Annotated in this window: 20 protein-coding genes; 10 read left to right on the top strand and 10 right to left on the bottom strand. The window is 73.3% G+C overall.

Annotated features, from left to right (window positions below):
* Positions 1-107: 107 nt before the first annotated feature.
* Complete coding sequence (locus ACFWPT_RS04475) at positions 108-326, bottom strand: hypothetical protein (RefSeq protein WP_363367075.1); 219 nt, start codon at positions 324-326, stop codon at positions 108-110.
* Positions 327-568: 242 nt separating this feature from the next.
* Here ACFWPT_RS04475 and ACFWPT_RS04480 point away from each other — a divergent pair, with 242 nt between their 5' ends.
* Complete coding sequence (locus ACFWPT_RS04480; RefSeq protein ID WP_380479515.1) at positions 569-1,159, top strand: DUF1990 family protein; 591 nt, start codon at positions 569-571, stop codon at positions 1,157-1,159.
* Between the two features lie 87 nt (positions 1,160-1,246).
* Here ACFWPT_RS04480 and ACFWPT_RS04485 read toward each other — a convergent pair whose 3' ends face one another.
* Both ACFWPT_RS04485 and ACFWPT_RS04490 read right to left on the bottom strand, forming a co-directional pair.
* Positions 1,247-1,693, bottom strand: a complete 447-nt coding sequence (locus ACFWPT_RS04485; RefSeq protein WP_380479517.1) for a YjbQ family protein — start codon at positions 1,691-1,693, stop codon at positions 1,247-1,249.
* Positions 1,694-1,932: 239 nt separating this feature from the next.
* Positions 1,933-2,199, bottom strand: coding sequence for a hypothetical protein (locus ACFWPT_RS04490; RefSeq protein ID WP_063349971.1), 267 nt, complete (start codon positions 2,197-2,199; stop codon positions 1,933-1,935).
* Positions 2,200-2,973: 774 nt separating this feature from the next.
* Between ACFWPT_RS04490 and ACFWPT_RS04495 the strand changes: the two genes are divergently transcribed.
* On the top strand, positions 2,974-5,184 hold the full coding sequence (locus tag ACFWPT_RS04495; protein ID WP_380479519.1) for a CDP-glycerol glycerophosphotransferase family protein: 2,211 nt from the start codon (positions 2,974-2,976) through the stop codon (positions 5,182-5,184).
* 148 nt (positions 5,185-5,332) lie between these two features.
* Here ACFWPT_RS04495 and ACFWPT_RS04500 read toward each other — a convergent pair whose 3' ends face one another.
* Entirely contained in the window at positions 5,333-5,545 is a 213-nt protein-coding gene (locus ACFWPT_RS04500; protein ID WP_063349969.1) for an EF-hand domain-containing protein, read from the bottom strand.
* 174 nt (positions 5,546-5,719) lie between these two features.
* Between ACFWPT_RS04500 and ACFWPT_RS04505 the strand changes: the two genes are divergently transcribed.
* A complete protein-coding gene (locus ACFWPT_RS04505; protein WP_063349968.1) occupies positions 5,720-6,388 on the top strand; it encodes a 1-acyl-sn-glycerol-3-phosphate acyltransferase in 669 nt (222 codons plus the stop codon).
* Positions 6,389-6,475: 87 nt separating this feature from the next.
* Here the strand turns inward: ACFWPT_RS04505 and ACFWPT_RS04510 are convergent, their stop codons facing one another.
* The gene (locus ACFWPT_RS04510; RefSeq protein ID WP_063349967.1) at positions 6,476-8,317 is read right to left on the bottom strand and encodes an ABC transporter ATP-binding protein; all 1,842 of its coding nucleotides are present in this window, start codon (positions 8,315-8,317) and stop codon (positions 6,476-6,478) included.
* Between the two features lie 163 nt (positions 8,318-8,480).
* Complete coding sequence (locus ACFWPT_RS04515; protein ID WP_363367066.1) at positions 8,481-9,254, bottom strand: SDR family oxidoreductase; 774 nt, start codon at positions 9,252-9,254, stop codon at positions 8,481-8,483.
* 156 nt (positions 9,255-9,410) lie between these two features.
* On the opposite strand from ACFWPT_RS04515, the gene ACFWPT_RS04520 reads away from it, so the two are divergent.
* From ACFWPT_RS04520 to ACFWPT_RS04535, 4 genes are all read left to right on the top strand, one after another.
* Complete coding sequence (locus ACFWPT_RS04520; protein WP_063349965.1) at positions 9,411-9,611, top strand: hypothetical protein; 201 nt, start codon at positions 9,411-9,413, stop codon at positions 9,609-9,611.
* Positions 9,612-9,815: 204 nt separating this feature from the next.
* Positions 9,816-10,583, top strand: a complete 768-nt coding sequence (locus tag ACFWPT_RS04525) for a hypothetical protein (protein ID WP_380479522.1) — start codon at positions 9,816-9,818, stop codon at positions 10,581-10,583.
* Positions 10,580-11,512, top strand: a complete 933-nt coding sequence (locus ACFWPT_RS04530) for a DUF6895 family protein (RefSeq protein ID WP_380376941.1) — start codon at positions 10,580-10,582, stop codon at positions 11,510-11,512. Before ACFWPT_RS04525 ends, ACFWPT_RS04530 begins: the two co-directional genes overlap by 4 nt.
* Positions 11,509-12,513 carry a serine hydrolase domain-containing protein gene (locus tag ACFWPT_RS04535; RefSeq protein WP_380479524.1) on the top strand — a complete coding sequence of 335 codons (1,005 nt, stop codon included), beginning with the start codon at positions 11,509-11,511 and terminating at the stop codon, positions 12,511-12,513. The genes ACFWPT_RS04530 and ACFWPT_RS04535 overlap by 4 nt, the downstream gene beginning before the upstream one ends.
* Positions 12,514-12,595: 82 nt before the next feature.
* Here ACFWPT_RS04535 and ACFWPT_RS04540 read toward each other — a convergent pair whose 3' ends face one another.
* Positions 12,596-13,192 (bottom strand): LysE family translocator, encoded by a 597-nt coding sequence (locus ACFWPT_RS04540; RefSeq protein WP_363367350.1) that lies wholly within the window; start codon positions 13,190-13,192, stop codon positions 12,596-12,598.
* 231 nt (positions 13,193-13,423) lie between these two features.
* Here ACFWPT_RS04540 and ACFWPT_RS04545 point away from each other — a divergent pair, with 231 nt between their 5' ends.
* The gene (locus ACFWPT_RS04545) at positions 13,424-14,863 is read left to right on the top strand and encodes a PLP-dependent aminotransferase family protein (RefSeq protein WP_380479526.1); all 1,440 of its coding nucleotides are present in this window, start codon (positions 13,424-13,426) and stop codon (positions 14,861-14,863) included.
* A 114-nt stretch (positions 14,864-14,977) separates the two neighbouring features.
* On the opposite strand, the gene ACFWPT_RS04550 is transcribed toward ACFWPT_RS04545, so the two are convergent.
* The 3 genes from ACFWPT_RS04550 to ACFWPT_RS04560 are packed head-to-tail and all read right to left on the bottom strand — an operon-like array spanning position 14,978 to position 18,422.
* Positions 14,978-15,883, bottom strand: a complete 906-nt coding sequence (locus ACFWPT_RS04550) for an SDR family oxidoreductase (RefSeq protein WP_380479528.1) — start codon at positions 15,881-15,883, stop codon at positions 14,978-14,980.
* The gene (locus ACFWPT_RS04555) at positions 15,880-16,863 is read right to left on the bottom strand and encodes an alpha/beta fold hydrolase (RefSeq protein ID WP_380479530.1); all 984 of its coding nucleotides are present in this window, start codon (positions 16,861-16,863) and stop codon (positions 15,880-15,882) included. Before ACFWPT_RS04555 ends, ACFWPT_RS04550 begins: the two co-directional genes overlap by 4 nt.
* Positions 16,860-18,422, bottom strand: a complete 1,563-nt coding sequence (locus ACFWPT_RS04560) for a flavin-containing monooxygenase (RefSeq protein ID WP_380379848.1) — start codon at positions 18,420-18,422, stop codon at positions 16,860-16,862. The genes ACFWPT_RS04555 and ACFWPT_RS04560 overlap by 4 nt, the downstream gene beginning before the upstream one ends.
* 332 nt (positions 18,423-18,754) lie before the next feature.
* Here ACFWPT_RS04560 and ACFWPT_RS04565 point away from each other — a divergent pair, with 332 nt between their 5' ends.
* Together ACFWPT_RS04565 and ACFWPT_RS04570 are read left to right on the top strand one after the other, a co-directional pair.
* On the top strand, positions 18,755-19,543 hold the full coding sequence (locus ACFWPT_RS04565; RefSeq protein WP_380479532.1) for a MerR family transcriptional regulator: 789 nt from the start codon (positions 18,755-18,757) through the stop codon (positions 19,541-19,543).
* A gap of 59 nt (positions 19,544-19,602) precedes the next feature.
* The gene (locus ACFWPT_RS04570; RefSeq protein WP_380479534.1) at positions 19,603-20,607 is read left to right on the top strand and encodes an ABC transporter substrate-binding protein; all 1,005 of its coding nucleotides are present in this window, start codon (positions 19,603-19,605) and stop codon (positions 20,605-20,607) included.
* Positions 20,608-20,921: the final 314 nt, after the last annotated feature.

The following is a 20,921-nucleotide window of genomic DNA, read 5'->3' on the forward strand; positions in this document are numbered from 1 at the left end:
CTTTGAGGCGGCCTTCCGGGGCCTTCTGCCCCCAGAATCGCCGCAGGTCAACGGCTTGCGGACGCTGTCAAGCCGGTGGCATCGCGGCTAGGGCGCGCTGCTTCGCATCAGCCCGAACAGGCCACCCGCTGGGCCTGCTGCCAGGCGCAGACCGGGCAGAGCGTGCTGCCCGGGTGGTCGGCGGGCAGTTCGGTCGGCTCCCCGCACAGGACGCAGTCGGCCCGCGGCCCGGTCGACGCCGGATCGCGCACCAGCGCCGCCTGCGCCCCGCCGTCGGGGGCGAACTCGCAGACCGCCGTGTCCTCGTTCCTCGCGCTGTCGCTCATGCCGCCTTCCTACTCCGCCCCCGGCCCCCGCCGCAAGGCGCCGCCGACCCGAGCCCGAACCGAGCGCCGGCCCGCCCTGACCCAGCCTGACCCGGTCCCCGCACTCCTCGATCAGGGCGGCGGCGCCGTCCAGGAGCGGGCGCAGCCCGAACCGGGCCGGCCGCCCCCGCCCCGCCCGTGTGCACCCCGCCCCCGGGCGACCCGCCGACGGCGGGCCCGCAACGCCCGGCTACGGTGACCGCATGGCCACCGACCTCCAGCGGCGCCTGCTCGCCGCCCGCGCCAGCGCGCCCTCCTACCCCGAGGTCGGCGCCACCCGCGGAGGCCCGCTGCCGGACGGCTACGCGCACCTGCGGCGGCGGGTGCACCTGGGCCGAGGGCCTCAGGTGCTGGCCCGGGCCGGGCGGCACGTGCTCGGCTGGGGCAGCCAGCTGGGCACCGGTTTCGCCGTGTACCCGCATGCGCCGGCCGAGCCGGGGTCGACGGTGCTGCTGCGACTGAGCCTGCCGGGCAGCCGGTGGCCCCGGCTGGTGATCCCGTGCCGGGTGGTGTGGACGGTAGAGGAGCCGGACCGGATCGGCTTCGCGTACGGCACGCTCCCCGGGCACCCGGAGTGCGGCGAGGAGGCGTTCCTGGTGTCCATGGACGCCGCCGGCGAGGTGTGGTTCGAGGTGTCGGCGTTCTCCCGGCTGACCGCCTGGTACGCGCGGCTGGGCCGGCCGGTCGCGCTGCTCTGCCAGTACCTGGCGATCGAGCGCTACCTGGCAGCGGTGGCCGCCGCCGTGGCCGAGCCGGCCGGGCCCGCGGGCCCGGCCGATCCCGCCGTCGAGTAGCGCGTCGAGTCGGCCTAAGGAATGTCGGCCGAAGGAGTCCCTGCCGAAGGAGCCCCGCCCGAGGGAGTCCCGGCCGCAGAAGTCGGGTCAGCCGAAGAAGGAGAGCCGCACCGTCCGGCGCGGATTGTCGCCGTTGGTGTCGATCAGCACCACGGACTGCCAGATGCCGAGCGCCAGCTGGCCGCCGATCACCGGCAGGGTGGCGTGCGGGGCGACCAGGCCGGGCACCACGTGGTCCCGCCCGTGGCCGGGGCTGCCGTGCCGGTGGCGCCAGCGGTCGTCGGCGGGGAGCAGTTCGCGCAGGGTGGAGAGGAAGTCGTCGTCGCTGCCGGAGCCGGTCTCCAGGACGGCGATTCCGGCGGTGGCGTGCGGGACGAAGACGTTGAGCAGGCCGTCGCGGCCGGCGGCCCGCTCGGTGAGGAACGCGGCACAGCGGTCGGTGATGTCGAGCGCGACCTCTCGGCTGCCGGTGGTGATCTCGATGGTGGTGGTCTGGAAGAGGCCCTGGTGGGTGGAGTGGATGTTGTCCGCCATGGCGCCATCCTGACCCACCTCGGCGGGCCCCGCGCAGCACCTCGCCGACTCCGCCTGTGGGGGCGGTGAGGTGCACTAGGCTGAAAGGTTTAGACCACATCGGCCCGGCCGGGGCGGGCCCGGATCCGGGCACGCCGAAGACCCGACGGTCCGTGTGGTCCGCCGGGTCGGGGTCCCGATCCGCACCGGGTGGCCCGGGAGGCCCGGACCGCGGAGCCGTAGGCCCCGGCCGACGGGCGCTAGCCGCGCCCGCCGAAGAGGCTTCGCCGCAGCCGGCGCAGTGGCGTCAGCAGCGAGATCCGCGCGTGACGACGCTTGGCCGTCGGGGCGTCCGCGCCGCGCGGCGTCAGCTCCCTTATCAACCCGAGCGCCTCGGCGGTGTCCACCGCCGGGAGCGCGGGCGCGCCGAGCACGGCCAGGTGTCGGTCGATCCGACGGCCGGTCGTGCCGACACCGCACTGGATCGCCGGCACGCGGGGCCGAGTCCGCACTTGCATGTGTTCCATCAGTTTTCCCACCCCTACGAGGCGCCAGGGCCGTGAGGCGAAGACTATCCGCGATGGACGGCCTTCGCGCAACCGTCCTTGGTGTTGTGCCACCGTACCGTGCGGCGTCAACTGACGATGCACCAGGGGCCACCAGGGCGATCACGACTAGGCATCAATGATGGTGCACGACCGGCCATCTGTCAGCAGTACCCGGGGCGCAGGTCCGGCGCCCGGCCGCGCGGCGCGCGCCGGGCGCACGCGACCCGCACGCGGCCCGGCGGGCGGTCCGGCGGCCATGGGGGATGCCGCGGCGGATGCGGCGGTGGACACGACGCGGATACCGCGGTGGATATAGGGGACAGCCGGGGTCGTCGACAAAGCGACCGGTCGATACCTCCAGGCTTCATGAAGTGAACACATTCGAGGGATTGACTCCGGGGAATCCTCCAAGCAATATCTGTGAGAACGCGTCCGCGCCCGCATCGCACCCGGGTGCGTGTTCGAGTGATGAAGAACTCCGGCTCCCGCGAGCCACTGCCCGGCCGCCTCGACGCTGCGGTGGCCAGGCTCGCGAGGTGCCCGGAAAGGCGGTCGGCCGTAGAGGGTCGGCCGGGCCGCCGCCAGGCTGCCGGTGCCGCCCCGTTCAGGGCCCGGCACCGGCGGTTCCGGGCCCAGCGGCGATCGTGGCCACGGTTCCACCGCGGCCGGTCAGCCCGGCCCGCCACCTCGGCCGATCACCCCGGTCGGACGTCCCCGCAGGTCGCACCCGGTCGATCGGTAGACTCGGCCAGCGTGCCCCTCCTCCTCAGCATCGTGCTCCCGGTCCACGGCGTGGAGCGGTTCCTGCCGCGCTGCCTCGACTCGATCCTCGGCGACACCCCCGCCACGGAGTCCCGTTTCGAGGTGATCGCGGTCGACGACCTCTCCCCCGACGGCTCCGGCGCGATCCTGGACGCCTACGCGGCCCGCGACCCCCGACTGCGGGTCCTGCACCTCACCGAGAACCAGGGCCTCGGCGGCGCCCGCACCGCCGCCCTGGCGCAGGTGCGCAGCGAGTACGTCTGGTTCGTGGACAGCGACGACTGGCTGCCCGAGCGGACGGTGGGCGCGATCCTGGACGAACTGGAGCTGGAGCAGGAGCGGGAGCGCGGGCCCGGGACGCCCGCCGACGTCCTGCTCACCGGCTTCACCCACGTCTACCCGGACGGCGAGACCGAGCCGAACCCCTGGCGCCACGTGCTGGCCGACTCCCCGCTGGTCGAGGGGTGCACGCTGGCCGAACACCCGGCGCTGTTCCAGACCGTGATGTCGGTCTGGAACAAGGTGTTCCGCCGCGCCTTCCTGGAGGGCCTCGGCGTCTCCTTCGGCCGTGGCTACTACGAAGACATCTCGGTCACCTACCCCGCGCTGCTGGCCGCCGGGCGGCTGCGCTACCTCGACCGCCCCTGCTACTTCTACCGGCGCGGCCGGGACGGCGCGATCACCGCCACCGCCTCCCCCAAGCACGCCGACGTGTTCGCCCAGTACGACGCGATCTTCGCCTTCCTGGACCGCCCTGACCGCCCCGGCCGGCCCGTCCCCGACGCACTGCGCACCCTGGTCTTCGACCGGACCGTCCGACAGGCGCTGAACGTCTACGACACCCCCGGGCTGGTCCCCGCCGACCGGCGCAAGGACTTCTTCCGCCAGATCGCCCGGCACTTCGCCCGGCACCGCCCCGCCGGCTACCGCTACCCCGGCGGCGTGCGCGGCGTGCAGTACCGGCTGGCCGCGCGCGACGCCCGGATCGCGTACGCGGAGCTGCGCCGCACCGGGCAGCTGCCGCGCGAACTCAAGCGCGGGGCAAGGGCGGTGGCCCCGGCCGTGAAGAAGGGCGTGCGCAGCGGCGCGCGGTTCACCGCGTACAACGCCTTCCGCCGGCTGCCGCTGGACGAACACCTGGCGGTCTACGCGGCGTACTGGCACCGGGGTTACGCGTGCAGCCCGGCGGCGATCTACGAGAAGGCCAGGGAACTGGCGCCGCAGATCCGGGGCGTGTGGGTGGTGGAGAACCGCAAGCAGGCCGCGACCATGCCGCCCGGCGTGCCGTACGTGATCGTCAACACCCCCGCCTACCTCAAGGCGATGGCGACCGCCAAGTACTTCGTCAACAACGTCAACTTCCCGCGCACGATGGCGAAGCGGGCGGGCACCGTGCACGTGCAGACCCAACACGGCACCCCGCTCAAGGCGATGGGCATGGACCTGCGCGAACGCCCCGAGGCCGCCGAGGGGATGGACTTCGAACGGCTCCAGGAGGCCGTCGACCGCTGGGACTTCCTGGTCTCCTCCAACCCGCACACCAGCGAGCACTTCACCCGCGCCTTCCCCGGCCGGTACGAGATGCTGGACACCGGCTACCCGCGCAACGACCGGCTGGCCAACACCACACCGGACGAGGTGCGGGCCATGCGCGAGCGGTTCGGGCTGCGGCCGGACACCACGGCCGTGCTGTACGCCCCGACCCACCGCGGCGACCAGGGCGGCTACGTGCCGCTGCTGGACGTCCGGGAGCTGGCCCGGCGGCTGGGCCCGGACTTCACCCTGCTGGTGCGCACGCACTACTTCCACACCGGCGGCCCGGGCGACCTGGCGGCGGGCGAGGGTTCGGCCGCGATCGTCGACGTCTCGGCCCACCCGACCGTGGAGGACCTCTACCTCGCGGCGGACGCGCTGGTGACGGACTACTCGTCGATGATGTTCGACTACGCGGTGCTGGACCGGCCGGTCGTGATCTTCGCGCCGGACTGGGAGGAGTACCAGCGGGTGCGCGGCGTCTACTTCGACCTGTTCGAGCAGCCGCCGGGGGCCGTCACGGTGGACCCGGACGGGCTGGCGAAGGCGCTGCTGGCGGGCGATCCGGAGCCGGCCGCGCGGGCCCGCTTCCGGGCGCGGTTCTGCCCGTGGGACGACGGCGGGGCGGCGGAGCGGGTGGTGCGCCGGGTGTTCCCGGTGGAGTCCTGAGGCGCCCCGCGGCGCTCCCGGAGCCCTGAGGAGCCGTGAGGAGCCGTGAGGAGCCGTGAGGAGCCGTGCGGAGCCCTGAGGGGCCTTGAGGAGCCGTGCGGCACCGGGCCCGGCGCCGCCGGTACGGCGACCGGACCCGTCGGCACGCTCAGCGCTGGCGGGCGGCCAGGAACTCGTCGAAGGTCAGGAAGCCCTGGTGGCGGGTGTCCATGGCATGGATCAGGGCCTCGGCCATCGACAGCGTCACGGCGTGGTCGCCCATCTCGTTCGCGACCAGTGCGTATTCGGCCGGAGTGATCTTGCCGTCGCCGTTCTTGTCGAAACGGTCGAACATGGCCTTGATCGCCTCGGTGGTCTCCATCGTGCCCTCCTGGTACTGCGGGGTTGCGCTCTGTTCGGACGGGCGTACCCTACCCGGCCGTGGTGCGCGCCACGGTCGCCGGGAGTGGACGGCCGCGGGGGTGGTTGTCGTAGTCTGCGGATCTGATTGCAGGCCCGGGCTCCTCCCGGGCGATCGTTCGTCCAGGGAGGGACCATGCTCGATCTCGCCACCAGGCTGGTGCTGAAACCCGTCTCACGCGGCATCTGGCGGCCGACCATCGAGGGCATCGAGAACGTGCCGCGCAAGGGCGGGGTCATCCTGGCCAGCAACCACCTGTCCTTCATCGACAGCGTGGTGATCCCGCTCACCGCCCCGCGCCGGGTCCACTTCCTCGCCAAGGCCGAGTACTTCACCGGGACGGGGCTCAAGGGCCGGCTGTCCAAGGACTTCTTCGAGGCGATCGGCGCGGTGCCGGTCGAGCGCGGCACCTACCGTTCCGCTCAGGCCTCGCTGGAGTCTGCGCTGGAGATCCTGGAGGACGGCAAGGCCTTCGGCATCTACCCCGAGGGCACCCGGTCGCTGGACGGCCGGCTCTACCGGGGCAAGACGGGCGTCGCCTGGCTGGCGCTGACCGCGGGCGTGCCGGTGGTGCCGGTGGCGCTGGAGGGACCGGAGCAGATCCTGCCGGTGGGCAAGCGGGTGCCGCGGATCAAGAAGGTGACCGTCAGGTTCGGCGAGCCGCTGCACTTCGACGAGCTGCACGGGCAGGCCCGCTCGCTGAAGGCCCGTCGGCAGGTGACCGACGAGGTGATGGCGGCGATCCAGCGGCTCTCCGGCCAGGAGGTCGCGGAGCGCTACAACGAGGCGCCGAAGGCCGCGTAGGCCCCGGCCGCGCACCGCGCCACACCTCGCCGCGCCACATCACACCCGCCGCATCACGCCTCGCCGCGCCGCACCGGGGCGAGCCGTTCACACGTGTCCGAGCGCGGCCGCCTCCGGTACGACGGCGGCCGGCTCCGGCGCCTCCCGGCGCAGCAGTGCCGCGTAGCGGCCGTCCAGCTCCACCAGTTCCTCGTGGGTGCCGAGTTCGACCACCTCACCACGGTCGAGGACGGCGATCTGGTCGGCGGCCCGGACGGTGGAGAGCCGGTGCGCGATGGTGATGGTGGTGCGGCCGGCGGCCAGGGTGTCCACGGCCTGCTGGACGGCCTGTTCGGTGCGGTTGTCGAGTGCGCTGGTGGCCTCGTCGAGGATCAGCACCGGCGGGTTGCGCAGGATCGTCCGGGCGAGCGCGAGGCGCTGCTTCTCGCCGCCGGAGAAGCGGTAGCCGCGCTCGCCGACCAGGGTGTCGTAGCCGTCCGGCAGGGCGGCGATGGTCTCGTGGACCTGCGCGGCCCGGGCGGCTTCGACCAGTTCGGCGTCGGTGGCCTCCGGCTTGGCGAAGCGCAGGTTCTCGGCGACCGAGGCGTGGAAGAGGTAGGTCTCCTGGGAGACCACGCCGACCGCGCGGGCCAGCGTGTCGAAGGACAGTTCGCGCACGTCCACGCCGTCGATGGTGACCCGGCCGCCGGTGACGTCGTACAGCCGCGGGACGAGGTAGCTGAGCGTGGTCTTGCCGGAGCCCGTCTCACCGACCACGGCGAGTGAGCTCCCGGCCGGGACCTTGAGTTCGATCCCGGAGAGCGTCGGCCGTTCCTGCGCGGGGTCGTAGCGGAAGTCGACGTCCTCGAAGCGGACCTCGCCGCGGATGTCGGTCAGGTTCCGCGGCTTCGGCGGCTCGGCGATCTCCACCGGCAGGTCGAGGTACTCGAAGATGCGCTGGAAGAGCGCGAGCGAGGTCTGCACGTCCACTCCGGTGGAGAGCAGGCTGACGGTCGGGCGGAACAGGCCCTGCTGGAGGGTGACGAAGGCGACCAGGGTGCCGACCGAGACGATCGGTGCGCCGCCCGCCGCGGACAGCCCCGCCGCCCAGTAGATGACCGCGGGCATCGCGGCCATGACGATCTGGATGGTGTTCATCCGCCAGCGCCCGGCCATGCTGGCCCGCACTTCGAGGTCGGCCAGCTGGTCGGACTGCCCGGTGAACTCACGGGCGAGCGAGTCGGAGCGGCCCATCGTGCGGCCGAGCAGGATGCCGCTGACCGACAGCGACTCCTGGACCGCCGAACTCATCGCGGCCAGCTGCTTCTGCCGCTCGGTGGTGATCTTCTTGCGCTCGTTGCCGACCCGCCGGCTGATCCAGACGAACAGCGGGAGCAGCAGCAGCGAGACGACGGTGAGCCGCCAGTCGAGCGCGACCATGGCGACCACGGAGGCGATCACCGCGGTGAAGTTGGAGACCAGGCTGGTCGCGGTGGACGTCACGGTGGACTGCATGCCACCGATGTCGTTGGCGATCCGGGACTGCACCTCGCCGGTGCGGGTGCGGGTGAAGAAGGCCAGCGACTGCCGTTGCAGGTGGCTGTAGACGGCGGTGCGCAGGTCGTGCATGACGCGCTGGCCGACGGTGGTGGAGATCAGCGTCTGCAGGACGTTGAAGATGCTGTTCACCACGGCCGCGAGAACCATGCCGAGCGCGAGCAGGCTGAGCAGCCCGGTGCGGCCTTGCGGGATCGCGGTGTCCAGGACGGCCTTGAGCAGGAACGGCGAGGCCACCGACACCACGGCGGAGGCCGCCACCAGCAGCCCGACGACCGTGAGGCGGCCCGTGTACGGGCGGAAGAGGGCGAGGATGCGCCGCCACTGGGCCGGCGGGCGGGGCTCGCCCTGGGCGCGTTCGGGCGGGGTCCAGTTGATGGTGGTGGGTCTCAAGGGCAAACCTCCGTGGGTGGGGCGGTCGGACGGCCGCCAGCATAGCGAGAATAGCTCATAGTTAGACTAGCTAATAGTGAGGCTGGATCTATTCCCATGGCGACCGCCCCTCCGGCCGCCCGACCGCTCGGCCACTCCGGCCGCCCCGACCGCCCCGACCGCGTCAGTTCGTCCGGTAGCTGCGCGCCGCCTTCGAGGACAGGCCGCCCAGCCGACCGGAGGGCAACAGGCGGGCGAGGGCCACCACCGCCTTGTAGCGCTTGCCCGGCACGGACACCGACCGACCCCGGGCCAGGTCGCGCATCGCCTCCGCCACCACCCGCTCGGCCGAGAGCCAGGACCAGGCCGGGATGTTGCCGGTGCCCATGCCCGCCCGCTGGTGGAACTCGGTACGGGTGAAGCCCGGGCAGAGCGCCATCATCCGCACCCCGGTGCCGCCGAGGTCGCGCAGCACGCCCTGGGTGAAACTCACCACCCACGCCTTGCTCGCCCCGTACGTGCCGCGCGGCAGGAACGCCGCCACCGAGGCCACGTTCACGACCGCGCCGCGACCGCGCTCGCGCATCCCCGGCAGGGCCGCCGTGGTCAGCCGCAGGATCGCCTCGATGTGCACCTTCAGCATGTCCAGCTCGTCCTGGAGCGGGACGGTCCCGAACGCGCCCTTGTTGCCGAAACCGGCGTTGTTGACGAGCAGGTCCACCGGGCGGGCGGAGTCGGCGAGCCGGGCCTCGACGGCCGCGATCCCCTCGTCGGTGGCGAGGTCGGCGGTCAGCACCTCCACCTCGACTCCGTACTCGGCGTGCAGGTCGGCGCTCGCGCGCTCCAGGCGCTCGGTGTCCCGGGCCACCAGGACGAGCCGGTAGCCGCTGCGGGCGAGCCGGCGGGCGAACGCGGCTCCGATGCCGGCGGTCGCGCCGGTGATCAAGGCTGTGGTCATGCCCCCGACGGTACCGACTCACCGCGGCCGCGCCCACTCCGAATGGACTATCCCGGCCCGGCCGTCTACGGATGCAGGTACCGGACCGCGCCCTTACCGTTCGGACGGGGGCATCGCCCGACCGGGTGGTGACGCTCAACTGAGGAGGCACTTCTGATGCTTACTCACTGCCGGACCCACCGGACGACGACCACGCCGACCGCTACGCGCGCCGAGGCGGACACACTCGCGAGCCTGATGGTGGAGGACGAGGCCGTCGTGTCCGACGCGCCCACGTACTCGCCCGAAGCCCTCGGACTCCTGCTGCTGGCGCTGTTGCTGTCGCCGAAGCCGCCGAAGGAGAAGTCGACCCGCTAGCAGCCGGGCGACCCGATCACCGACCCGGTAGCCGGGCGACCCGATCGCGGGGCCGGTCCACCGACGTGGACCGGCCCACCCCTTCCCCGGCGCCTCGGCGGGCCTGACGAGGGCTCGTGAGCCCGTTCTCGTGAACCCGCGCCCGCGAGCCCACTCCCGCGAGGCCGCCCGCCGGGGGCTCCCCGACCAGGAGGAACACCACCGATGCCCTTCGCCGAGACGCCACTGCGCGACGAGTACGCCGCAGCCGTCGAACGGGTGGCGCGCCGGACCCTCGACGCCCTCCGGGGCGACGGGGGCGCAGCCGCGCTCGCGGACCCGGACGGCGCCGTACCGCGCCCGACCCTGGCCGCACTGCGGGTGCTCGGCGCGGACCTCTTCGCCCCGCAACTACTCACCGGGGCCGCGCCCGACGGGCCCACCGCCGTACTCCTGGCCGAGGCCCGGCAGGCCTTTCCGGCACCGGACCCGGCAGCGGCCTCGGCAGCGGCCTCGGTGTCGGGCTCGGCCGACGCCGCACTGGTGATCGCATGGCAGGACTGGGCGGCCGGGCAGGTGCTCGCCCGCACGCCGTACGGAACCGGTGCCCCACCGCCCGTGCCGCCTCCGGGCCCGGAGGCCGTCGGCTGGCAGACCTGGTCGGTACGGATGGCGCAGCTGTCCGTCCTGGCGCTGCCCGGGCTCGACGGCCCGGTGCACGACACCGCCCGCACGCACACCCTGGCCCTTGCCCGCGGCACCGTCCGCTCCATGCTGCGTCGCGGCCTCCCCACCGCCGCCCGGCTCGCCCGCTGGCTCGCCTGGGCCGGTGCCGAAGGCCGGCCGCTGCGGCTGGAGGTCGAGCCCGTCCTGGAACGCATCCGGCTGGCCGGTAACGGCAGCGCCCGCACCGGACTTGAGCTGGCCGTCGCCCGTCGGATGCTCGACCGTTCCTCCCGTCCGCCGACCGACCGACGGAGCCGGGTCCGATGACCGACACCCACGTCCTCGCCACCGCGCAGCGGCTCGCCTCCCGCGCGCTGGCCTGGCTGCACGCCTCCCACGCCGACGGCCTCGGCCGGATCCCGGACAACACCGTGGTCGACCTCTCCGACCCCGACGACGCCTACAAGCCGCTCGGCGAGATCGCGCTGGCCGCTTCGCTGATCCTGCGCGACGGCGTCACCGGGCCCACCGAGACCCGCACCGCACGCGCGCTGCTCGACCACGCCTGGGGGCAACTGCGCGAGGGCGACCTGCTGTACGAGCGGCAGCTGCGCCACTTCACCATGACCGACCCGCTGGAGACCTACGCCCACTTCGCCCGGGCCGGCTACCGCCACCCCGCGCTGGAGGAACTGCTCGATTCGCTCAGCCGGCTGCGGGCCGCGCACGCCGAGGAGATCCACCCCAACCGACGCCTGGGGGTCGCCGACGCCCGACGGGTCGTCGGGCTCGCCCACCAGCCGAACTGGGCCGCACTCGCCGTCGGCACCTGGCTGGGCGCCACGCCCGAACCGTGGGCCGTCAACTGGATGACCGGCTACGACATCACCCACACCGTCTTCCACCTCACGGACTGGGGCGCCCGCCCGGACGGCCTGCCGGAGCCGATGCGCGACCACGTGCGCGACTGGCTGCCGGCCTGGCTCGACATCTGGCTGGAGATCGGCCAGTGGGACCTCGCCGCCGAACTCCTCGTGGTCGACGCCTGCATCGGCGAACCGGCCACCGGACGGCAGGGCTGGGACGCGCTGGCCGCCGCCCAGCACGAGGACGGCCTGCTGCCGCGCGACACCGACCCGGTCGACGAGGACCGCGAGCGGACGTTCCAGGACCACCAGCACACCGCCGTCGTCGCGGTGGTGGCCGGTGGCATCACGCTCGCCCGGGCACTCGGGGCCACCGCGGCGGTCGCGTGAACGGGCTGGGTCCGGCGGTCGCGGAGGCGGTGCGCGCGGCCGGACCGTACGCCACCGTGGCCGTCACGCGCGGGGACGCGGAGGAGGTGCGCTGCCACGGGCGGCTCGGGCACGGGCGGACGGCCGCATGCTCGCCGGACACCGTCTTCGAACTCGGTTCGGTCAGCAAGACCTTCACCGCGCTGCTGCTGGCACAGATGGCCGCGCGCGGAGACGTCTCCCTGCACGACACGGTCGAACACCGCCTGCCGGACTGCTGGCGCCCGGTGACCGTCCGCTCCCCCGAGCCGATCCGGCTGCTGCACCTGGCCACCCACACCTCGGGCCTGCCCCGGCTGCCGCCCGGACTGGCCGCGCGCGCCGTGCCGACCTGGTTCAGCAATCCTTACGCCGCGTTCGGGGACGAGCAGTTGAGGGCCGGAGTGGCCCGAACCACCGTACGGTGCAGGCCCGGCAGCCGGTACCGGTACTCCAACTACGGCGTCGCGCTGCTCGGGCGGGCACTCGCCGAGACGGGCGGGTTGCCCTACGGGGAACTGCTCTCCGAACGGTTCCTCCGACCGCTGGGCCTCGGTGCCACCACCTGTACGGCGGACCCGCCGGGGCGGGCGGTCGGGTACCGGCGCGGACAGGAACTTCCGCCCTGGCGCATCCCCGGACTGCCGGGGGCCGGCGCGCTCCGGGCGAGCGGGGCCGACCTGTTGCGCTACCTGAGGGCGCATCTCGACGGCGGCCACGGCGAGTTGGCGGCCGCGCTGCGCGAGGTCCAGCGGCCGTGGCTGCGGCTGCCGCGCTCGACGGACGAGCTGTGCCTGGTGTGGAACCATCGCCGCCCGGGCGGGCGCGACCTGTACTTCCACGCCGGGGCGACCCGGGGGTTCACCGCCTTCGTCGGGTTCTCGCCCCAGGCGTCGGCCGCGGTGGCGGCCCTGGCCAACACCGGGCCGTCGCTGGACGGACGGTTCCTACAGGCGGCGTACGAGGTGCTGCGGGCGGCTTAGGACCCGACCTGGGGGGTGCGGCGCCGCGGCCCAGGCGGCGGGCGACGGGCGGCGGGCGGCGGGCGGCGGGCGGCGGGCGGGCCTAGGCTGCCACGGCTTTGGCGCGGTCGGCGGCGATGTGGACGGCGAGGCCGCCGAGGACCGTCCCCATCGCATAGCGCTGGAACCGCAGCCAGGCGGGACGGCGGTTGAGGAAGGACGCGATGCCGCCCGCGCTCACCGCGATCAGCCCGTTGACGGTGACCGCCACCACGATCTGGGTCAGCCCCAACACCAGGCTCTGCACCGCGACGTGACCGCGCTCGGGCGCCACGAACTGGGGCAGCAGCGAGATGTACATGATGGCGATCTTGGGGTTGAGCAGGCAGGTCAGGAAGCCCATGGCGAACAGCCGGCGCGGCGGGTCCGGCGGCAGCTGCTGCGGGGCGAACACCGCCGTACCGCCCGGCCGGACGGCCTTCCAGGCCAGCCACAGCAGGTAGCCGGCGCCGGCCAGCTTGATCGCGGTGTAGAGGGCGGGCACCACCGAGAACACGGCGGCCACGCCCGCCGTCACCGCGGCCAGGTAGACCAGGAAGCCGGCCGCGACCCCGATCAGCGACAGCAGCCCGGCGCGGCGGCCCTGGGCGATCGACCGGGAGACCAGGTAGATCATGTTGGGCCCCGGCGTCAGCACCATCCCGAGCGCCACGGCGGCGATCCCGAGCACGGCATGCCCACCCACGGCGGACAGGGCGGATGCGGCGGGCAGGTCGAACGAGGCGGATGCGACGGGAGCGGCGGGGGTCAGTGCTTCCATGCGAGGAGGCTAGGCCCGGCGTCGATCTCAATGCAATGATGACTTTGCACTCGGTGCAATGCCGATGCGATGCCGTGCAATGCCATCACCTTGCGTGGAGGGGTCCCGCCGATGGACGACTACCGCCTGATCGCCGACGAGATCGCCGACGCCATCACCGGCGGGCGGCTGCGACCCGGCCAGCAACTGCCCACCCAGCGCGCCTTCGCCCGCAGCCGGGGCATCGCCAACTCCACGGCGGGGCGCGTCTACCGGGAACTGACCCGGCGCGGACTGACCACCGGGGAGGTCGGGCGCGGCACCTTCGTCCGGGCCGGACAGGGGGCCGACGGCGGGGCAACCGGCGGGCAGGTGGCACTCGCCGAACCGGCCCGCGCGCCGGTGGACCTGGAACTCAACTACCCCGCCGTACCCGAGCAGGCCGCACTCCTGGCCGCCGGCCTGGCGCCGCTGCTCCGGGCGGACGCGCTGGGTGCCGCACTCGCGCCGGTGGGCGCGGCCGGGACGGGCGCGGCCCGGCAGGCGTTCGCGGCACTGCTGTCCGACGAACGCCGGACGGGCGGGGACCGGGCGGGCGGGGACCCGTCGGCTGGGGATCGGACGGCCGGGGATCGGACGGGCGGGTCCCGGGAGGTCACCCCGGAGATCGCCGGGGAGGAGCTGCTGTTCGCGGGCAACGGACGGCAGGCCATCGCCGCGGCACTGTCCGCGCTGGTGCCGCCCGGCCACCGACTGGGGGTGGAGGCGCTGACCTATCCGGTGGTCAAGGCCGTCGCCCAGCGACTGGGCATCACGCTCGTGCCACTGGCCGTCGACGAGCACGGACTGCTGCCCGACGCCGTGGCCGCCGCCCACCGGGCCGCGCCGCTGCGCGCCGTCTACGTCCAGCCGAGGCTGCAGAACCCGCTCGGCGGGAGCCTGCCGTACGAGCGGACGGCCGCCCTCGCCGAGGAGCTGCGCCGCCTCGACCTGCCGGCCGTCGAGGACGCGATCTGGTCCTTCCTCCGCCCGGAGCTGACCGCCCTCGCCAGCCTCGCGCCGGAACGCACCGTCCTCGTCGACAGCCTCTCCAAGCGGCTCGCGCCCGGGCTGACCACCGGGTTCGCGGTTGTCCCCGCCGCGCTGCGCGAACGGATCGCGGGCGCACTGCGCTCGGGCGGCTGGACGCCCAGCGGGTTCGCCCTGGAGGCGGCCGTGCGCTGGATCGGGGACGGCACCGTGGCCGAGGTCGCGGCGGCCAAGCGCGCCGACGCCGTCGCGCGTCAGCTGCTGGCGCGCGAGGCGCTGGCGGGGCAGCGCGTCCGGGCCGACCCCTGCTCGTACTACCTGTGGTGGGAGCTGCCGGCGGCCTGGCGGGCGGAGACCTTCGTCGCGGTGGCGGCGCGGGCGAGCATCGCCGTCACACCCGCGGCGGCGTTCGCCGCCGGCCCCCGGCGTTCCCCGTCCGCCGTCCGGGTCGCCCTGGCCTCGCCGCCGCTGCCCGTGCTGGCGAGAGCGCTGGAGACGCTGGCGCGGATCGCGCGGGGGACGGCGGAGGAGTGGATGGAGTGACGGGCGGGCGGACGGCCAGGCGGACGAACAACTGACAGATAACAGATAACAGCTGTTGAAATCTGTTATCTGTTATCTGTCAGTTGAAATCTGTCAGCTGTCAGTCGACGGCCGTCAGTCGCCGGCGCCGCTCCGACCGCCTCGCACCGCCGTGTCCGCAGCCCCGCCGGCACCGACTGCGCGCAACCGGGAGGCGGCGGTGGCGGCGAGCTGGGGCGCGATCCGGGCGACGTCGCGCGAACCGACAGCCGCGATCAGGCTCGGCAGCAGCCAGCGGACCGGCTGCATGCCGCGCAGCCAGGCCTGCGCGTAGACGTGGGCGGACCGCCGGGCAATGCCGGCGGCGATCCGCTCCACCGCGGGCTCCAGCGGGTAGGTCTTGTTGGCCGGCCACGGCAGCCTGGTCCGCATCTGCTTGAGCACGGTGTCCTCGTCGGCGCCGCGCACCATGTCGGTGTCGGTCCAACTCAGGTATCCCACACCGACCTTGACCCCCTGGTAGGCGACCTCGGCGCGGAGCGAGTGGGCGAAGGCCTCCACCCCGGACTTGCTGGCGCAGTACGCGCTCATCAGCGGCGCGGGAGTGAGCGCGGCGAGCGAGGCGATCTGCAGCAGGTAGCCCCGGCTCTCGACGAGGGCGGGCAGGAAGGCCCTGGCCGTGGCGACGCTGCCGAGCAGGTTGACCTCGATCACCCGGCTGAACGCCCGGTGATCGCTGTCCGCCACCGGCCCGCCGATGGCGATGCCGGCGTTGGCGACCACGGTGTCGATCCGGCCGTAGTGCTCCTTGATCCGGCGGGCGGCGTCGCCGAGCGCGTCGAGGTCGGTGACGTCCACCTCCCAACTGGTCGCGGCCGCGCCGCACTGCGCCGCGACGGCCTTGAGCTCGTCCGGCTCCAGCCCCAGGAGGGCGACCTTGGCCCCGCGCCGGGCGAGCGTGCGAGCGAGCGAAGCCCCGACCCCGCGGGCGGCCCCGGTGACGACGACGACCTGTGCGGACAACGGCGGGATGGCGTTCATACGGCGGCGGTCCTCTCGGAAACGGGCGCAGAGGCGGAGGAGGCAGGAGCGGAGACGGAAGCGGGCGCGGCGGACAGGTACGCGGCGGCCAAGCGGTGGATCTCGGCCGCGACCTCCACCGGCCGCTCCAGCGGCGCCATGTGCCCGACCCCCGGAAGCAGCAACAGCCCCTGCGGGTCGGCGAGTTCGGCAACGATCCGGTGTGCGTGCACCGGCGGGGTCAGCCGGTCCGCGGTGCCGACCACGACGGCGGTCGGTGCGGCGAGCCGGGCGAGCCCGGCGTGGACGTCCAGACGGTCGAGGACGCCCGCCCAGTTGGCGCGGACGGCGGTCGGGCAGGCGTGCACGATCCGGGCCGTCGCCTCCACCTGCCCGGCGGACGAACCCGGGCCCATGGTCGCGTACTTGAGCGCGACACGGCTGACCGGCGAGACCGGTCCGAGCGGCAGCCGGGAGCGCAGCAGCTGGCGGTTCAGGAAGCGGCGCAGCCCCGGGGAACGCACCGCCTCGGGCAGCACGGCGAGTTCGGCCACCAGCTCCCCCGGCCCGGTGGAGACCAGGACGGCGGCGGCGGTCCGGTCGGCGATCTCCGGGCGGCCGCCGGCGGCCATGACGGTCATCCCGCCCATGCTGTGCCCGGCGAGGACGGCCTTCTCCCCCGCCGGGACGGTCCGCGTGAGGACGGCGGAGAGGTCCTCGGCCAGCGCCCGGGTGGAGTAGCGGACCCGGCTCGGCGGGATCTCGCTGTGCCCGTGGCCGCGCTGGTCGTACGCCACCACTCGGTAACAGTCGGCGAGTTGGCGGATCACCGGAGCCCAGAAGGCGGTTGAGCAGGTCCAGCCGTGGGCGAGCACGACGGTGGGCGCCCCGGGCTGGCCGTGCACCTCGGCGTGCAGCCGGATCCCGTCCGCCGATCGGATGCTCAACTCCTCGACAGGCGTCGGCGGGACGTACTCGGCGGGCAGCTCGGCGGCGCTCATGCGGACACCTCCTGCACGGCAGGGGCGGCGTCCTGGCCGGCGCGCATGATCAGTTCGTACTCGCCGAGGTCGACCTTGCGGGTGGCGCGGCGGAACGCGGTGGTGGAGCCGGGCCAGAGCACGGTGTTCTTGCCGTTCGGATCCAGGTACCAGCTTCGGCAGCCGCCGGTGGTCCAGACGGTGCGGTCCATCCGGTGCTGGAGTTCGAGGTTCCACTGCCGCTGGGCCCGGGCGGTGGGCTGCATCGCGGTGGCACCGATCGACCCGAGTGTGGTCAACGCGTCGATCAGGTAGTTCAGTTGGGACTCGATCATCAGGATCATCGAGCTGTTGCCGAGGCCGGTGTTGGGGCCGATCACGAAGAACAGGTTCGGGAAGCCGTGCACGGCCGAACCGCGCAGCGCCTCCATGCCGTCCTTCCACTCCTCCGCCAGGCTGGTGCCGTTGGCGCCGAACACCCGGGCTCCGATGGGCATGTCGGTGACGTGGAAGCCGGTGCCGAAGACGATGGCGTCGACCTCGTGCTCACTGCCGTCGGCGGCGAGCAGGGTGGAGCCGCGCAGCTCGCGCAGGCCGGAGGCGACGACCTCGGTGTTGGCCGCGGCGAGCGCCGGGTAGTAGGTGTTGCTGAGCAGGATGCGCTTGCAGCCGATCCGGTAGTCCGGGGTGAGCTTGGCGCGCAGGGCCGGGTCGGGAACGCCCTGGACGAGGTGGCGTTCGGCGAGTTGCTGGACCACGCGCAGCATTCCCGGGCGGCGCACGAAGGCGTCCACCTGGAGCTCCCGGAGGGCGAACAGGGTGCCGCGGCGGATCTTCCCGGTGACCGGCACGCGGTCGTGCAGCCACTTCTCCAGCTGGCTGATCTCGCGGTCCCGGCGCGGCAGGACCCAGGCGGGCGTGCGCTGGAAGACCGTCAACTTGCCGACCTTCGGCTGGATCGACGGGATGATCTGGGCGGCGGAGGCTCCGGTGCCGACGATCGCGACCCGCTTGCCGGTCAGGTCGTAGTCGTGGTCCCAGCGGGAGGAGTGGAACACCTTGCCGGGGAAGGTGCCGAGCCCCGGCAGGTCGGGGATCTGCGGGTCGGCCAGCGGTCCGGCGGCGGAGACCACGGCGTCCGCGGTCCACTGGCCGGCCGAGGTGGTGATCCGCCAGCGGACCTGCTCGACCTCCCAACGCGCCTCCAGAACTTCGGTGTTGAACCGAAGGTGCGGACGGAGGCCGAAGACGGTGGCGACCTTCTCCAGGTAGGCGCGGATGTCCGGCTGGCCGGAGAAGCTGCGCGGCCACGCGGGGTTGGGCGCGAAGGAGAAGGAGTAGAGGTGCGAGGGAACGTCGCAGGCGCAGCCGGGGTAGCTGTTGTCGCGCCAGGTGCCGCCGACCGAGTCCGCGCGCTCCAGGACGACGAAGTCGGTGATCCCGGCGCGGCGCAGCCGGACCGCGGCGCCGAGACCGCCGAAGCCGGAGCCGATCACCGCCACCCGAACGTGCGGGACGGCCTCGTCCGCCGCGGGGGCACCGGACGTGCCGGGGCGGGGGCGCTTGCTGCTGGATGCCATGCGGCCTCCTCCTGAGGGTGGGGCGATGATCTTCGCGCTGCCGTACTGTGCTCGACCGCTCTCGCACCGCCCTGGCGTTGCCCTGATGCGCCCGGGCGACGCCGCGGTATCGCTCTGGTGCTGCTCTGCATGATGCTCTGCGCACTGCCCTGCGTACTGCCTTGCCGTACTGCCTTGCCGTACTGCCGAGAGGGCTCCCCCGGCGACTGGCATCGGAGCCTCGCCAATCGCGCCAGTAATCACTGGCATGATTGGCAGGGTAGCCCTTGCTGACACCGGATGGAAGAAGCGCGGCCACCCGGATTCCGGGAGCCTTCGGAGGTGGCGGACCTATGCTGATCGCCGTGGACAAGGTCAGAGCTGCTGCGGGTGACGGAAAACGCGAGTACCGGGTGGAGGAACTGGCCGAGGCGGCCGGCATCACCAGCCGGACGCTGCGCTTCTACCGCGAGCGCAAACTGCTCCAGCCGCCGCGCAAAGAGGGCCGGATCGCCTGGTACGGCGAGGAGCACCTGGCCCGGCTGCGGATGATCGGCGAACTGCTGGACCGCGGCCACACCCTGGGCGGCATCGCCGAACTGATCGGCGCCGGCGAGAGCGGGCGGGACGTCGCCGAGCTGATCGGGCTGGAGGCCGCGATCGTCGCCCCCTGGTCGGACGAGACCCCGGTGCGCCTGGACTGGGACGAACTCAAGACCGTCTTCAACGACCAGCTCACCGAGGAGAACACCGCCGAGTCGATCGCCCAGGGCTACATCACGATCGACGACGACGGGATCACCCACATCAGCCGCCGCCTGATGGACGCCACCACCGCACTCGTCGCCGAGGGCGTACCGCTCTCCGTGGTGCTGGACGCCAGCCGACGCACCCAGGAGCACGTGGAAGCCATCGCCGAGATCTTCATCGACGTGGTCGGCGAGCACCTGCTCGGCGCCCTCGCCGCCGACGCCCCGCTGCCGCCCGGCGAAGCGGCCCGGCTCACCGAACGCATCCTGCGGGTGCGGCCGCTGGCCCGTACGGTCATCGACGCGCAGTTCGCCCTCGCGATGGACCGGCGGGTGGCCGCCGAGTACGACGAACTGCTGCGCCAGCGACGGGAGAACGACACCGAGGCGTAACCCCTCCAACGGGAGGGCAGGGATTCCCGCGCCCTGCCCGCCCGTTGGAGGAACCGCCGATGCCCAGACCCCTCAGTCGCCGCGCCGCGCTCGGCCTCGCCGCCGGGCTCGCCCCGGGCCTCGCACTCGCCGCCTGCGGCCCGAACTCGCCGGCGCCGTCCGCCGGTTCGACCGGCGGGTCCGGCGGGCCAGGCGGTTCCGGCGGATCCAGCGGGGCCGGCCCACGGACCGTCCGGCACGCTCGCGGCGAGAGCACCGTACCGGCCCGGGCCACCCGGGTGGTGGCGCTGGACACCGACGCGTTGGACTCGGTGGTCACGCTCGGGCTCACGCCGGTCGGCGCGACCACCGTCACCGAGGGTGCACCCTTCCCCGCCTACCTGCCCGCCGAACGGCTGGCCGCGACGAAGGCCGTCGGCGCCATCGGACAGCCCAACCTGGAGGCGATCGCGGCGCTGCGGCCGGACCTCATCCTGAGCAACCAGGTGCGCGACGACAAGCGGTACGACGAACTGGCGAAGATCGCGCCGACCGTACTGTCCAAGACCACCGGGCCCACCTGGAAGGAGAACGTCCGGCTGCACGCCGAGGCGATGGGCCGGCAGGCCGAAGCCGATGCGGCCGACGCGACGTACCGGACGAAGGCGCGGGACCTCGTCACCGCACTCGGCGGCCCGGCCAAGGCCGCCGCCACCCGGGTCGAGATGGCTCGTTTCCTCGCGGGCGCGCCGACCAGGCTGTACCTCAACGACACCTTCGTCGGCTCGCTGTTCAAGGACCTCGGGCTCGGCCGGCCCTCCAACCAGGACAAGCCCGGGTTCTCGGTCGAGATCAGCCCCGAGCAGGTGGACCAGGCGGCGGCCGACGTCATCTTCTACTCGGTCTACGGGGACGCGGCCAAGTCCGACCAGGGCAGGATCACCGATGGCGCACTGTGGAAGAACCTGGACGCCGTCCGCACCGGCCGGGTGTTCCGGGTCGACGACAACCTGTGGATGCTCGGGATCGGCTACACCGGGGCCGGCTTGATCCTGGACCAGATCCGGAAGGACCTCGCGACCTGAGCGCGCTCGGCAGCGCACAGACCGACGGCGGCGCACGGACCGACGGCGGCGGACACCCGACAGACAACGGCGAACAGATGACGGCCGACAGATAACAGAAAACAGATAACAGATGTTGAAATCTGTTATCTGTCATCTGTTCGCCGCGGCCTCTCACGCCTCGCCCGCTGTCCACTCCTCCAACCCCGCCCCGCCCCCGCCCCCGACGCCACTGGTCGATCGACCGATTACCCACCCCCCGGGCGCGCCCCTACCGTCGAGGCTCACCCGCAGGTCGCTGTCGCCTGGTCGGGCCGGTGACGGGAGGCGGGCGC

Source organism: Kitasatospora sp. NPDC058478, assembly GCF_042720345.1.
Lineage (GTDB): Bacteria > Actinomycetota > Actinomycetes > Streptomycetales > Streptomycetaceae > Kitasatospora.